The organism is Pseudomonas entomophila, assembly GCF_029193575.1.
Lineage (GTDB): Bacteria > Pseudomonadota > Gammaproteobacteria > Pseudomonadales > Pseudomonadaceae > Aquipseudomonas > Aquipseudomonas entomophila_G.
This window is the reverse complement of record NZ_JARGCS010000001.1, coordinates 21,149-34,261: the sequence shown is the minus strand read 5'-3', so window position 1 is coordinate 34,261 and position 13,113 is coordinate 21,149. Positions and strand designations below refer to the sequence as shown.

12 protein-coding genes and 1 pseudogene are annotated in these 13,113 nt (G+C 64.9%); 5 read left to right on the top strand and 8 right to left on the bottom strand.

The window, feature by feature from the left end; genetic code table 11:
- The first annotated feature begins 89 nt into the window (after positions 1-89).
- Positions 90-1,073, top strand: a complete 984-nt coding sequence (locus P0Y43_RS00160) for an IS5 family transposase (protein ID WP_275635279.1) — start codon at positions 90-92, stop codon at positions 1,071-1,073.
- Positions 1,074-1,201: 128 nt separating this feature from the next.
- Here the strand turns inward: P0Y43_RS00160 and P0Y43_RS00155 are convergent.
- Both P0Y43_RS00155 and ttcA read right to left on the bottom strand, forming a co-directional pair.
- Positions 1,202-1,693 (bottom strand): annotated as a pseudogene (locus tag P0Y43_RS00155) (DNA-3-methyladenine glycosylase I); the annotation flags it as partial.
- 3 nt (positions 1,694-1,696) lie between these two features.
- Positions 1,697-2,521, bottom strand: a complete 825-nt coding sequence (gene ttcA, locus P0Y43_RS00150) for a tRNA 2-thiocytidine(32) synthetase TtcA (RefSeq protein ID WP_275635278.1) — start codon at positions 2,519-2,521, stop codon at positions 1,697-1,699.
- A 252-nt stretch (positions 2,522-2,773) separates the two neighbouring features.
- Between ttcA and P0Y43_RS00145 the strand changes: the two genes are divergently transcribed.
- Both P0Y43_RS00145 and P0Y43_RS00140 read left to right on the top strand, forming a co-directional pair.
- The gene (locus P0Y43_RS00145; protein WP_275635277.1) at positions 2,774-3,373 is read left to right on the top strand and encodes a Yip1 family protein; all 600 of its coding nucleotides are present in this window, start codon (positions 2,774-2,776) and stop codon (positions 3,371-3,373) included.
- Between the two features lie 129 nt (positions 3,374-3,502).
- Entirely contained in the window at positions 3,503-3,997 is a 495-nt protein-coding gene (locus P0Y43_RS00140; RefSeq protein ID WP_275635276.1) for a SprT family zinc-dependent metalloprotease, read from the top strand.
- A gap of 117 nt (positions 3,998-4,114) precedes the next feature.
- Here the strand turns inward: P0Y43_RS00140 and P0Y43_RS00135 are convergent, their stop codons facing one another.
- The 4 genes from P0Y43_RS00135 to P0Y43_RS00120 all read right to left on the bottom strand — a co-directional run bounded on the left by P0Y43_RS00135 (position 4,115) and on the right by P0Y43_RS00120 (position 8,533).
- The gene (locus tag P0Y43_RS00135) at positions 4,115-5,440 is read right to left on the bottom strand and encodes a dicarboxylate/amino acid:cation symporter (protein WP_275635275.1); all 1,326 of its coding nucleotides are present in this window, start codon (positions 5,438-5,440) and stop codon (positions 4,115-4,117) included.
- 373 nt (positions 5,441-5,813) lie between these two features.
- Positions 5,814-7,160 carry an ATP-binding protein gene (locus P0Y43_RS00130; protein WP_275635274.1) on the bottom strand — a complete coding sequence of 449 codons (1,347 nt, stop codon included), beginning with the start codon at positions 7,158-7,160 and terminating at the stop codon, positions 5,814-5,816.
- The gene (locus P0Y43_RS00125; protein WP_275635273.1) at positions 7,157-7,834 is read right to left on the bottom strand and encodes a response regulator transcription factor; all 678 of its coding nucleotides are present in this window, start codon (positions 7,832-7,834) and stop codon (positions 7,157-7,159) included. Before P0Y43_RS00125 ends, P0Y43_RS00130 begins: the two co-directional genes overlap by 4 nt.
- Before the next feature lie 93 nt (positions 7,835-7,927).
- Positions 7,928-8,533, bottom strand: coding sequence for an outer membrane protein (locus P0Y43_RS00120; protein ID WP_275635272.1), 606 nt, complete (start codon positions 8,531-8,533; stop codon positions 7,928-7,930).
- A 133-nt stretch (positions 8,534-8,666) separates the two neighbouring features.
- On the opposite strand from P0Y43_RS00120, the gene P0Y43_RS00115 reads away from it, so the two are divergent.
- Both P0Y43_RS00115 and P0Y43_RS00110 read left to right on the top strand, forming a co-directional pair.
- Complete coding sequence (locus tag P0Y43_RS00115) at positions 8,667-9,458, top strand: dienelactone hydrolase family protein (RefSeq protein ID WP_275635271.1); 792 nt, start codon at positions 8,667-8,669, stop codon at positions 9,456-9,458.
- A 148-nt stretch (positions 9,459-9,606) separates the two neighbouring features.
- Positions 9,607-10,308, top strand: a complete 702-nt coding sequence (locus P0Y43_RS00110) for a 4'-phosphopantetheinyl transferase family protein (RefSeq protein WP_275635270.1) — start codon at positions 9,607-9,609, stop codon at positions 10,306-10,308.
- On the opposite strand, the gene P0Y43_RS00105 is transcribed toward P0Y43_RS00110, so the two are convergent.
- Positions 10,309-11,916: an ATP-binding protein gene (locus tag P0Y43_RS00105; RefSeq protein WP_275635269.1), complete on the bottom strand. Its 1,608-nt coding sequence runs from the start codon at positions 11,914-11,916 to the stop codon at positions 10,309-10,311. It lies immediately after the preceding gene.
- A complete protein-coding gene (locus P0Y43_RS00100) occupies positions 11,913-12,614 on the bottom strand; it encodes a response regulator transcription factor (protein ID WP_275635268.1) in 702 nt (233 codons plus the stop codon). Before P0Y43_RS00100 ends, P0Y43_RS00105 begins: the two co-directional genes overlap by 4 nt.
- Between the last annotated feature and the right edge of the window lie 499 nt (positions 12,615-13,113).

Genomic DNA, 13,113 nt, shown 5'->3' with positions numbered 1-13,113 from the left:
GGATTCTCCGATCAAGTCAGCGCAGATCGTCTGACCTGTGCTGAAATAGCCCTCCGCCCAACTCTCACGCCCGAGCAAGCCTCCACCCCATGAGTCAGATGAGCTTTTCCGATTTCGAATACGCCGGTAAGCGCAAGCAAACCCGTCGTGAGCGTTTCCTGGCCGAGATGGAACAGGTCGTGCCGTGGAGCGGACTGGTCGCGTTGATCGAACCGCATTACCCAAAGGCAGGTGGCGGTCGCAAACCCTATCCATTGGAAACCATGCTGCGCATTCATCTACTGCAAAACTGGTTTTCACTGAGTGACCCGGCTATGGAAGAAGCGCTGTACGAGATCACTTCGATGCGCCAGTTTGCTCGACTGACGCTCAGCGCTCCAATCCCCGAAGACACGACGATCATGAATTTCCGGCACCTGCTGGAGAAGCACCAGTTGGCGGCAGGCATCCTGGAAACCATCAACGCCTACCTGCGAGACAAAGGCTTGTCGCTGCGCCAGGGCACAATCGTCGATGCCACGATCATCCACGCGCCCAGTTCGACCAAGAACAAGGAGGGCAAACGCGATCCGGAAATGCACCAGACGAAGAAGGGAAACCAGTACTTCTTCGGCATGAAAGCGCATATCGGAGCCGATGCTGAATCGGGTCTGGTACATCATGTCCATGGCACCGCCGCCAACGTGGCTGACGTGACGGAAGTTGCCCATCTGCTGCATGGTGACGAGAATGTTGTCTGTGCTGATGCGGGTTACACCGGCGTAGAGAAGCGGCCTGAACATGACGGTCGGCAGGTGATCTGGCAGATCGCAGCACGCCGCAGTACTTACAAGAAATTGAGTAAGCGCAGCGCCCTGTACAAGGCCAGGCGCAGGATTGAAAAGGTCAAAGCCCAGGCAAGGGCCAAGGTCGAACACCCATTTCGCGTCATCAAGCGGCAGTTCGGTTACGTGAAAACTCGTTTCCGCGGGTTGGCCAAGAACACGGCGCAACTGACCACGCTCTTTGCGTTGTCGAATCTGTGGATGGCCCGGCGGCAACTATTGAGCGTGACGGGAGAGGTGCGTCTGTGATGCAGAAAAACCAGAGGCGTCTCTGGTTTTTTGTGTAATGCGCGGCTGAAAAACCGGCTGAACCGACGCTGTCTGCGATCAGGGAGCGGATATCTGGTGACTTGTTCGGAGCATCCCTAGGCGGATAACTCCTTGCCGACCATCCGCAGGAACCGCGGCGCCGATAACCCGCCCAGCTGGTGGCCGTGCTTGGCCAGGTACTTCCACAAGCCGACGATGTCGGTTACCGGCCAGTCGGCGATCAGCGCGCCGAAACTGCCCTTTTCCTTCTGCACGTCGAGCACCATCTGCGCATTGCGCGGCACGCTCTTGAGCTTGCCCAAGTGGCGGATGATGCGCTCGTCGTGCATCAACCGCTCAAGGTGCTCGGCGCCCATCAGCACCACCTTCTCCGGATCGAAGCCGAAGAACACCTGCTCGAATGCCGGCCACTTGGCGTCCACCAGGCTGTGCTTGAGCCCGGCGCGGAACACCCGCAGGGCCAGGGTCGACAGGTAGCGGTCATCGGGGATGGCACGCAGCTGCGCGGCCGACTTCGGCTGCGGCAGGAAGGCCTCCAGGGCCTGGGCCGAGCCGAAGCGGTTCAGGCAGAACGCGTGCAGCCACTGGTAGTCGCGCATGGGTCAGATGTTCAGCACGTCGAGGAAACGCGGCGTGGCGCTTTCGTCGATCTTCAGGCTGGTGAAGTCAAACAGGTTGCGGTCGGCCAGCTGCGACGGCGCCACGTTCTGCAGGGCGCGGAAGATGCTCTCGGTGCGGCCCGGGTGCTTGCGCTCCCACTCCACCAGCATGTCCTTGACCACCTGGCGCTGCAGGTTTTCCTGCGAGCCGCACAGGTTGCACGGGATGATCGGGAATTCCTTCATGTCCGAGTAGGCCTGGATGTCTTTCTCGCTGCAGTAGGCCAGTGGGCGGATCACCACGTTGCGGCCATCGTCGGCGCGCAGCTTCGGCGGCATGCCCTTGAGCGCGCCGTTGAAGAACATGTTGAGGAAGAAGGTCTCGACGATGTCGTCGCGATGATGCCCCAGGGCCATCTTGGTCGCGCCGATCTCGTCGGCGAAGGTGTACAGCGTGCCGCGGCGCAGGCGCGAGCACAGCGAGCAGGTGGTCTTGCCCTCGGGGATCAGCTCCTTGACCACCGAGTAGGTGTCTTTCTCGACGATGTGGTACTCGACACCCAGGGCCTTCAGGTAGGCCGGCAGCACATGCTCGGGAAAGCCCGGCTGCTTCTGGTCCATGTTCACCGCGACGATCTCGAAGGAAATTGGCGCCACCTTCTGCAGGTGCAGCAGAACATCGAGCATGGTGTAGCTGTCCTTGCCGCCGGACAGGCAGACCATGACCTTGTCGCCATCCTCGATCATGTTGTAGTCGGTGATGGCCTCGCCGGCGAGGCGGCGCAGGCGTTTTTGCAGTTTGTTCTGGTTGACCGAGAGGGTGCCCATAGCGCTTGGATCCGCGAGGTGTGACAAAAGCCGGCTATTTTACGCACAAACCGAGCCCGGGCGTAGGCCATTCCGATAAAGAATCAAGGCCGCGCCTGACAGCGCGATTTGCTCTAAAAAGCAGCCTTTGTGCCGGGATCGGCTTCCTATACTGCGACATAAGGCCATATTACCGCTTGATCGGTGTCCTGGCCTCGGGCCACAGGCGCTCCACTGGGGGGGCGTTTGGCAACGACGATAGGAGTGACCGGCATGATCCATCACGTTCTGGGGCTGTTTACCCATCCGGACCAGGAGTGGAAGGAGATTCGTGGCGAGGACGAAAGCATCAGCCACATGTACCTGACGCACACCTTGATTCTCGCGGCGATCCCGGCTGTCTCGGCGTTCATCGGCACCACGCAGGTCGGTTGGGTGATCGGCGACCGGCCCGCGGTCATGCTGACCATGGAAAGCGCGCTATGGATGAGCATCATGTCGTACCTGGCGATGCTCGCCGGGGTGGCGGTGATGGGCGCCTTCATCCACTGGATGGCGCGCACTTACGACGCCAACCCGAGCATGGCGCAGTGCATCGCCTTCGCCACCTACACCGCCACCCCGCTGTTCCTCGGCGGCCTGGCGGCGCTCTACCCGCACCTGTGGCTGGGCATGCTGATCGGCACGGCGGCGATTTGCTACACGGTCTACCTGCTGTATGTCGGCCTGCCGACCTTCATGAACATCCCCACCGACGAAGGCTTCCTGTTCTCCAGCTCCGTGCTGGCGGTGGGCCTGGTGGTGCTGGTGGCGATCATGGCTGCCACCGTGATCATCTGGGGCCTGGGCGTGGGGCCTGTGTATACCAACTAGATCCAACCAACACTGGGGCATCAAAGCCAGGGGCCGCCGCGAGGCGGCCTTTGACTGCACGCTGACCGACGGCTCGGCAGGCGGGGGGTGCTTGCGGCATAATGCGACGGCAAGGAGACCCGCCCCGCCATGCCCGAGCTGCTCAGACAACGCGTCGAAACCTGTTACCAGCAAGCCGAAACCTTCTTCAAACGCCCCTTCCCGCGGCCGGAAGTCAGCTTCAAGCTGCGCGGCCAGAAAGCCGGCGTCGCGCACCTGCACGAGAACCTGCTGCGCTTCAACCTGCAGCTGTACCGCGAGAACCAGGAAGACTTCCTGCGCCAGACCGTGGCCCACGAGGTGGCGCACCTGATTGCCCACCAACTGTTCGGCGACCGCATCCAGGCCCATGGCGAGGAGTGGCAGTTGATCATGCGCGGGGTGTACGAACTGCCGCCCAACCGCTGCCACAACTACGAAGTGCAGCGGCGCGTGGTGACGCGCTACATCTACCGCTGCCCGTGCCCGGAGAGTGATTTCCCGTTCACCGCGCAACGGCACAAGCTGGTGCGCCAGGGGCGGCGCTACCTGTGCCGGCGGTGTCGGGAGATATTGGTCTACAGCGGCGAGACCCGCGTCGAATAGGCACCACTGCCCTATTGACCGATTCGACGCCATCGAGGGGCAAGCCCACTCCGACAAGGGGGCAAAGGCAAATAAAAAAGGCGACCCGAAGGTCGCCTTTTTTCATTCACTGCACGATCAACGGGTAGCTGGGCCTTCCGCGACGCCCAGGTCGTCGGTCGGACGGGTCTCGACCAGCGGCGAACCACCGGAGGCCAGCTCCGATTGCAGCTTGTCGGTGTCCAGCTCCTTGACCCACTTGGCCACGACCACGGTGGCCACGGCGTTGCCGATCAGGTTGGTCAGGGCGCGGGCTTCGGACATGAAGCGGTCGATACCCAGGATCAGCGCAAGACCCGCAACCGGCAGGTGGCCCACGGCGGACAGGGTGGCGGCCAGGACGATGAAGCCCGAACCGGTGACGCCGGCAGCACCTTTGGAGGCCACCAGCAGCACCAGCAGCAGGGTGATCTGGTGAGTGATGTCCATGGTGGTGTCGGTGGCCTGGGCGATGAACACCGCGGCCATGGTCAGGTAGATCGAGGTGCCGTCCAGGTTGAACGAGTAGCCGGTAGGGATCACCAGGCCAACCACGGATTTCTTCGCACCCAGGCGCTCCATCTTGGTCAGCATGCGTGGCAGGGCCGATTCCGAGGAGGAAGTACCCAGTACGATCAGCAGCTCTTCACGGATGTAGCGGATCAGTTTCAGCACGCTGAAGCCGTGGGCGCGGCAGATACCGCCCAGGACGATGAGGATGAAGGCCAGGCAGGTGATGTAGAAGCAGGCCATCAGGTAGCCCAGCTGCACCAGCGAGCCGACGCCGTACTGGCCGATGGTGAAGGCCATGGCACCGAAGGCACCGATCGGGGCCAGCTTCATGATCATGTTGATGATGTTGAACATGACGTGGGCGAAGCGGTCGATCAGCTCCAGCACCGGCTTGCCGTAGCTGCCCAGGCGGTGCAGGGCGAAGCCGAACAGCACGGAGAACATCAGCACCTGCAGGATGTCGCCGTTGGCGAAGGCGCCGACCACGGTGGCAGGGATGACGTTGAGCAGGAAGCCGACGGTGGTCTGCTGGGCGCCGGCGGAGGCGTAGGCGGCCACGCTGCTGGCGTTCAGGGTGTTGACGTCGACGTGCATGCCAGCGCCTGGCTGCACCACGTTGACCACGACCAGGCCGATGATCAGGGCGATGGTGGAGACGATCTCGAAGTACAGCAGCGCGTAGCCGCCGGTCTTGCCGACCGACTTCATGCTCTGCATGCCAGCGATGCCGCTGACGACGGTGCAGAAGATGATGGGGGCGATGACCATCTTGATCAGTTTGACGAAACCATCCCCCAGGGGTTTGAGGGCAACGCCGGTTTCGGGGTAGTAGTGGCCGAGCAGAATACCGATGGTGATCGCGACGATCACCTGAACATACAGGGACTTGTACAGCGGCTGACGGGTCGTCATGGCTTCTCTATCCTCAAGTGTGCCGTCTACACCCTTCCCAGGGCGTGGCACCTAACGCGCGAACCCTCCTGCACCTGGAGGGATTTGTTGTGTTCGAGCTGCGCGAGGCAGGTCTCTGCCAGTCATTTAGCAAGTGCAATGCCAAAATGCCCAGAATGGGTGCAAGAGCCCTATTTACGGGGGTTTCGTGCTCGACGACGGGGCAGGGTTCGAAGCTGAGGTTGGCGGGTTTCCGCCCGCTGGCGGAAATGGAACGGAGGGGTTGGCGGGAATCCGCCTGGGCGGCGGGAGTAATCATCGCGGCCGCTACAGGCAGCCCGCCCTCTGAGAGCGGCGGGCTACCTATGAGGAGCGGGCTTGCCCCGCGATGGCGTCAGTCCAGGCGAAAAACGATCCTGAAAGCCGCGCCGCCCAATGGCGAATCCCCCAGGCTCAATTGCGCGTCATAGCTGTCGATGATGTCCTTGACCACCGCCAGCCCGATGCCCTGCCCCGGGTGCTGGCGATCGAGCCGCTCACCACGCTGCAGAATGCGCTCGCGCTGGCCGGCCGGTACGCCGGGGCCGTCGTCCTCCACGCACAGCACCTGCTGCCCCGCCGCCTCCTCCAGGCTCACCCGCACCTCGCCCAGGCACAGGCGGTAGGCGTTCTCCAGCAGGTTGCCGAGCAACTCCAGCAGCGCGCCCTCCTCCATCGGCACCCGGGCCTGGGGCGGTACCTGCAGGCTGACAGCGACGCGCTTGTCGCGGTAGACCTTGCCCAGAGTGCTGCACAGGCTGTCGAGCAACGGTCGCAACTGCACCTGGTGGCGCACCAGGCCACTTTTGCGCAGGCTGGCGCGTTGCAGTTGGTAGTCGATCTGCTGGCTCATGCGCTCGATCTGGCTTTGCAGCACCCGCGCCTGCTCCCGCTCGCCATTGCCCTGGCCCATGCTCTCGCCCACCCCCTGCAATACCGCCAGGGGGGTCTTGAGGCTGTGCGCCAGGTCGTCGAGCGAGTCACGGTAGCGCTGGCGCTGCTCACGCTCGCTGTGCAGCAGGCGGTTCAGCGAGCCGGTCAGGCGCAGCAGTTCGCGCGGGTGCTCGCGGCTCAGGCCGTCACGCGCGCCAGCCTCCACTTCGTCCAGCTCCAGGCTCAGCCGGCGCAGCGAGCGCAGGCCCCACGTCAGGCCGGCCCAGAGCAGCATCAGCAAGGCCAGCAAGGCCGCGCCGAAGCCCAGGTAGAGCTTCTCGCGCAAGCCATCGAGGGTGTGCTGGTATTCGCGCACCGGTTGCAGGGCGACGATGCTGTACGCCGCGCTCTTGCCGCCGAGCAGCTTGACCTCGACGTCGTAGACGAAGAATTCCTCACCATCGTCCTGACGGGTACGGGCGAACTCGTTGCCGCGCCCGTCATAGCGCGGCTGGTAGTTGATGTTCTGCGTGTTGGTGGCGCGCGAACGCCAGACCAGCGTGCCCTGGCGGTCGAAGATATAGCCGAGCAGGCCGGTGTTGGGCAGGTTGTAGCGCTCGTCCGGCAGCAACGCCGGCATCTGCAACTGGCCGCGCTCGATGCGCGCGGCGGAGATCAGCGTGGTGACATCCGAGGCCAGGCGCTGCTCGATCGACTCCTGCAAGGCCAGGCTGAAGGCCTTCTGCAACGCCGGCAGCAGCGCCAGCATGAACAGCAGCGCCAGCACCGCTGCAGCGAGCATCAGGCGCAGGCGCAGCGAGCGGATCATCGGCAGCGCTCGGTGAACAGGTAGCCGAGGCCGCGCACGGTGTCGATCGGCTTGAAGCCAGTGTCGCCCTCGAGCTTGCGACGCAGACGGCCGACCAGCACTTCGATGACGTTCGGGTCGCGCTCGTCGTCATCCGGGTACAGTTGCTCCATCAGGCGCTCTTTGGCCACCACCTGCTGGTGATGACGCATGAGGTATTCGAGGATGCGGTATTCGTAGGCGGTCAACGCCAGGGGTTGCTCGTCGAGGGTCGCCTGCTTGCGGTTGAGGTCCAGCACCAGCGGCCCGGCGGCGATGGTCGACTGGGTGAAGCCGCTGGAGCGGCGCAGCAAGGCGTTGAGGCGAGCTTCGAGTTCTTCGAACTGGAAAGGTTTGACCACGTAGTCGTCGGCGCCGGCGGCCAGGCCTTCGACCTTGTCCTGCCAGTTGCCACGCGCGGTGAGGATCAGGATCGGGAAGGTCTTGCCTTGGCTGCGCAATTGGCGGATCAGGTCCAGGCCACTCATGCCGGGCAGGCCCAGGTCGATCACTGCGAGGTCGTGGTTGTACTGTTCGGCCTGGTAAAGCGCTTCTTCGGCATTGGCCACCGCCTCGACCACGTGCCCGCTCTCGCCTAGGCGCGTGTACAGGTGATGACGCAGCAGCGCCTCGTCCTCGACCACCAGCAATTTCATGCGGTTCTCCTTATCTGCGGTGCCTGTGCCGACCCTATCGCGGGGCAGGCTCTCGCCTGCAGGAACAGTGTGCGGCACAGGATACCCTCAACCTCAGAACTTGTAGTTGGCCGACAGGTAGGTCTGGGCGCTGCTGGTCAGGCGCAGGGTGCCGATTTTCGGGCCGTCGTGCTCGGACAACTCAGTGGCGGCGTTGCTGCGCAGGTAACGGTAGCCCAGCTCCACCGAGGCGTTGTCGGTGACCTGCTGGATCACGCCGGCCTGCAGGCCGACCGCATAGCCGGTGTCGGTGTCGCGGCTATAACCGGAGGACTCCTGGGACAGCTTGGTCACCCCCAGGCTGCCACCGGCGAAGGCCTTGGTGGTGTCGCCCAGCGGGAAGAACACATCGTAGCTGCCCAGCAGGTTTTCCTGGCGCAGCTTGACGCCGCTGTGGTCACCGGAGACGTTGTCGTAGGTCAGGTAGTAGCGGCCCTGGTCGTTCATCTGCCCCAGGCGCACGCCCCAGGTGCCGTCCTTGCCGATGATGCCGTCGGTGTTCAACTGCTCGGTGTTGCGCTGCAGCAGGCCGGATTTACGGATTTTGTCGCTGGTCTGGCCATAGGTCAGGCTGGCGAAGGTGTCGTCGGCTTGGGCGACGGTGGTGAGGCCAGCGGCGCAAACCGCCATGGCAGCGATCAGGGTATTGATGGTTTTCATGCGTCAGGTACTCCAGTTGGATGCGTTGTGGCTGTCTGGGGGCTAGAGTAGGGAAGGTGCCCTGAACCGCTGCTGAACCCAGCCTGAACCCCGGCTGAACGAACCGCCCACGGGCGAAAATGGAGCGTTGACCATGCGTTGCTTGCTTGCCCTGGCCCTGCTGTGCAGCGCCGCCGCCACCCAGGCGGCGGTACAGACCCGCGAGATCCGCTACCAGGATGCCGACGGCACCGCGCTGATCGGCTACTACGCCTACGACGACGCCCTCGAAGGCAAGCGCCCCGGCGTGGTCGTGGTGCATGAGTGGTGGGGCCTGAACGACTACGCCAAGCGCCGCGCCCGCGACCTCGCCGCGCTGGGCTACAACGCCCTGGCCATCGACATGTACGGCGATGGCAAGCACACCGAGCACCCCCAGGACGCCCAGGCGTTCATGGCCGCAGCGCTGAAGGACCCAGCGGCCGCCGCGCGGCGCTTCGATGCCGGGCTCGAATTGCTGAAACTGCAACCGAACACCAACAAGCACCAACTGGGCGCCGTGGGCTACTGCTTCGGCGGCAAGGTGGTGCTCGACGCCGCGCGCCGGGGCGAGAAGCTCGATGGCGTGGTCAGTTTCCATGGCGCGCTGGTCACCCAGACGCCGGCCAAGCCGGGTGTGGTGCGGGCGAAGATCCTGGTCGAGCATGGCGAGGCCGACAGCATGGTCACGCCGGCGCAGGTCGCGGCGTTCAAGCAGGAAATGGACGCGGCCGGGGCCGACTACCAGTTCGTCGGCATTCCCGGGGCCAAGCATGGCTTCACCAACCCGGATGCCGACCGGTTGAGCCATGGGGAGCATGGCGGGCCGGACATCGGTTACGACAAGGCGGCGGATGAGCAGTCCTGGAAGGACATGCAGGCGTTTTTCAAGACGGCGTTCGATTGACCGAGGGGGGGGGCCGCGCTGCGGACCAATCGCGGGGCAAGCCCGCTAAGATACCCCGCTGTTCTTGAGCTCAGCGGGGGCCCCGCGATCGAGGGCGCAGCCCTCGCCCGGTTCCCGCCACACCGCCGCCACTGGCACAATACCGCCCATGAACAGACTCCCCACCTGCTGCTCCCCACTCCAGCACGATTGGCCCCTGCCCCACCCACTGGCGGGCGCCGAGCTGGTCAGTTGCGCCTTCGACCCAACGCGCCTGGCCACCGACGACTTCCAGCGCGCCGGCATCGAACACACCCCCAACCTGCAACGCTCGGTGGCCAAGCGCCAGGCCGAATACCTCGCAGGCCGAGTCTGCGCCCGCGCCGCCTTGCAGCGCCTCGATGGCCGCGACTACGTGCCCGGCACCCATGAGGACCGCTCACCGATCTGGCCCGCCGGCATCCGTGGCTCGATCACCCACGGCCAGGGCTGGGCGGCCGCGGTGGTCGCCGCCGAAGGCCGTTGCGCAGGCCTGGGCCTGGACCAGGAAAGCCTGCTCGATGCCGAACGCGCCGAGCGCCTGGCCGGGGAAATCCTCACTCCCGCCGAACTGCAACGCCTGGACCGGGCCCAGGTCGGCCTGGCCGTGACCCTGACCTTCTCGCTCAAGGAAAGCCTGTTCAAGGCCCTCTACCCGCTGACCCTCACGCGCTTCTACTTCGAGCACGCCGAGGTGCTGGAATGGTCCGCCGACGGTCATGCGCGCCTGCGCCTGCTCACCGACCTGTCGACGCAGTGGCGCCACGGCCGCGAACTGGACGGCCAGTTCTGCGTGCAAGGCGGCCACCTGCTGAGCCTGGTCAGCGTCTGATCAGCCGCGCGCCTGCTCGCGCGGCCAGCTCAGGCTGAAGCAGGCGCCGCCCAGCCCCTCGCTGCGTCCCACCACCGCACGCCCGCCGTGCCAGTAGATGATCCTCCGCACGATCGACAGGCCCAGGCCATGCCCGCCCGACGCGCGGGTGCGGCTGTCGTCCAGGCGGGTGAACGGGGTGAAGATGCGGTCCCAGACACCCTCCGGGATGCCCGGCCCGTCATCCTCCACATCGATGCGGCAGCGCTGCTGACCCAATTGGTAGCTCAGGCGCACTTCGGATTCAGCGTGACGCATGGCATTGCTCACCAGGTTCTGCAGCGCCCGGTGCAGGTAGCGCGGCTCGGCTTCGACCCAGGCGCCGGCGATATCCTCATCCGCCTGGCAGGGGCCACGGGTCACCCGCACCTGCGCGCGCAGCGGCGACAGCTCCTCGATCACCCGCTCAAGCAGAGCATTGAGGTCGATGCGCTGGAACTTCAGCGCCGGCGCGCCTTGCTCCAGGCGGGCGTAGGTGAGCATCTCGTCGACCAGCTTGTCGAGGTCCTGGATGTCGCTGTCCATGCCGGCCAGGTGCTTGGCACGGGCCTGCTCGGTGCTGGCGCTCTCGATCATCTCCAGGCCGAAGCGAAGCCGCGCCACGGGCGTGCGCAGCTCGTGGGACACCGCCCGCACCAGCTCACGCTGCATGGTCAACGAGCGCTGCAAGTGCTCGGCCATGCCGTTGAAGGCGGCGGCCAGGCGCCCCACCGAGTCGGCGTCGCCGGCCGGCACGCGGGTGTCCAGGCTGCCCTGGGCGATGCGCGTGGCGGCGATCTCCAGGCCCGAGACGCGCCGCTCCAACTGGCGCACCAGCAGGTACACCACCAGGCCGATCAGGCACAGGCCGAGGAAGGCGATGAGGATCAACAACTGTGGCGGGTAGGGATTGAGCTGGTACAGCGGGCCGATCTCCAGCACCCAGGGCGAACCGGCCAGCCCCGAGAACACGCGGATCGAGTCGCCGTCCTTGCCCAGGGCCATCACCGTGTCGCCCTCCTCCACCCGGCGCCGCTGGTCGTCGTCCAGGCCCACACGCTCCAGGCGTTGCAGGGCGATGTCGAAGCCGAAGCCCTTGCTCTGCTTGAGCTCGGCCAGGCGCTTCTGCTGCTCGGTCACCGGGTAGCGCACCAACTCGTCGGCCAATAGATAGAGGGTGGCGCGCGCCAGTTGCTCGCTGACCTGCTTGACCTGCGCCACCAGCGCCACATCCTCATGACCGACCTGGCGCAGCACCTGGGCGGCGTGCGGGCCCGTCTTTTCGACCACCACCAGGCCCCGTTGCAGGCGGCTGCGCTGGGCGCTGTCGAGGGCCTGGGCCGACAGCGGCACGAGGTCCAGCGGCACGCCCAGCAGGCGCTCCCACATCAGCAACGAGCGCTTGCGTTCGGTCTCGTTCTGCGTCGCCAGGTTGTCGGCCATCAGGCTGAAGGTGCCCTGGGCCAGGCCCTCGCGGTGCTGCCCGGCGCGCACCTCGTTGACCAGGTGCAGGCTGAGCACGCCGAGCACGGCCACCAGTACCAGCACCGCGAGCATGCCGCCGTAGACGCGTAGGAAAATCGAATTCATGGCGCGGTGTCACCGACGAACAGGTAGCCCTTGCTGCGCAGGGTCTTGATCAGCCGCGGGTGGATCGGGTCGTCGCCGATTTTCGGGCGGATCTTCGAGATGCGCACGTCGATGGAACGGTCCTGACCGTCGTAGCCAACGCCGCGCAGGGAAGTGAAGATCTGCTCGCGCGAGAGCACCTTGCCGGCGTTGCTGGCCAGCAGCCAGAGCAGGTCGAATTCGGCACTGGTGAGGTCGATGGCCTGCTCGCCGAGCCAGGCCTCGCGCAGGCGCTGGTCGATGCGCAGGGGCCCGAAACGCAGGTCGTGGCGCTTGCTCTCGGGGGCCTCGCTGCGCCGCAGCAGGGCGTTGATGCGCGCCAGCAGCAGGCGTGGGCGCACCGGCTTGCAGACGTAGTCGTCGGCGCCCAGGTCCAGGCCCTGGACCTGGTCGAGTTCGTCGCTGCGCGCGGTGAGCATGAGGATCGGCCCCGGGTACTGGCCGCGCACCCGGCGGCAGATGCTCAGGCCGTCTTCGCCAGGGAGCATCAGGTCGAGGATGACCATGTCCGGCTGGCTGTCGATGATCCGCCGCACCGCGCGGGCGCCGTCGCCTTCCACCGCCACCTCGAAGCCGTTGGCCTGGAGGAATTCGGCGGTGAGTTCGGCCAGGCGCTGGTCATCCTCGACGATCAGGATGCGGGGGGTGGGGTGGTCCATGGGCTTCCTCTGCTTCTTATAGTTGTGGGGTGTAGATGCGGGCCCACTCTTCACCAAAGGGCAACATATCCCCCGGATACTACGTCCCGCCCCGCGCACTGCCAACCTCGCCCGGCGCACTGGACTGAGGCGTTTTTTGTGATAGGGTGCGCGCCCGAAAAAAACTGTCACAGGGCCGCAGCAAACGAAAAAAGGGTGAAAACCACTTGCGACAAGGCCTACAGCGGATACCCACCTTTCACACACAAAGTACACACAACTTATCCACAGCCGCTCACCTTGCAAAGGCCCCAATACCGCATTATCTTGTATCCCCATTGCAGCGAACCACTACATATTGGGGTTCACGCCAAATCACGAACACGAGTCCGAGCAGAAACTCAAGCGATTTTTCTGCCGGAACTTCAGGTGATTTCAGCAGCCAAAGCGCTCCTGCGCAGGCGACCGAGGCAAGCCCGCCAGGGCCTTGTTCGGGTATGGGTGTTGCAGGCATGGCCTG